The organism is Variovorax sp. 10N420 (assembly GCF_056394705.1).
Genome location: NZ_JBFTIJ010000043.1, coordinates 1 through 830 on the forward strand (window position 1 = coordinate 1; position 830 = coordinate 830).

Consider the following 830-nt stretch of genomic DNA (forward strand, 5'->3'; position numbering starts at 1 on the left):
CTGCTCCTGGTGCATGCGGACCGCGACATCAACATCGGCGCCGGACAGACCACGCAACTGGACATCCAGGGCAAGCAGACGACGAGCAAGGGGACCTTCAAAAGCTCCACCACGACCACGAACAGCAGCGCGGAAAGCACCACCAGCGTGGGCAGCAGCTTCTCGGGCGGCACGGTGGCGATGACGGCCAACAACGACATCACGATCGAGGGATCGCACATCAGCGGCACCAATGGTGTGCTGGTGGACGCCGGACGCAACCTCACGATCTACGAGGGCCGCAATACCTCCAGCGCCAGTCTGGAGACCGACACGCAGACCCGGGGCATCGGCTTTGGAGGCGGAAGTCTGCCCATTGTGGTGCCGACCAAGAAAGGCTCCGGCACCGGCATCGAGGTCTCCAGCGACACCGCATCGGCCAGCACCATCCAGAGCAGCCAGGGCGGTGTCTTGCTTCAAGGAGGAGGCACCGTCACGCTGCAGGGCGTGCAGGTCGATGCCGACAAGGACATCACCATCCACGGCGGCAATGTCGACATCCACGCGGCAGTCGATGGCCAGTCGCTCGCGATCGCCCACACGAGCAATGACCTGAACCTGGGCAGCGAGACCTGGTACCGCGACCCGAGCACCGGCTTCAATGCCAAGAAGGCGCAAGAGGCAGGAATCTCGGACACCTCGCTGGCGCGCACCACGCTCAACGGCGCCAACGTGAACATCACGGCGGAGGACACGCTCGCGATGGCCGGCACCACGGTGAACACGCCTGGCAAGTTGAGCCTCACCGCCGACACCCTGGTCCTGGGCACGCAGGCCACCGAACACGGCAC

At 64.9% G+C, this 830-nt stretch carries 1 protein-coding gene; it reads left to right on the plus strand.

The genetic code is table 11. The annotated features are described in order from the left end of the window. A partial coding sequence (locus tag AC1DEK_RS30125; RefSeq protein ID WP_478128991.1) for a hemagglutinin repeat-containing protein occupies nt 1-830 on the plus strand: 830 nt, incomplete at both ends.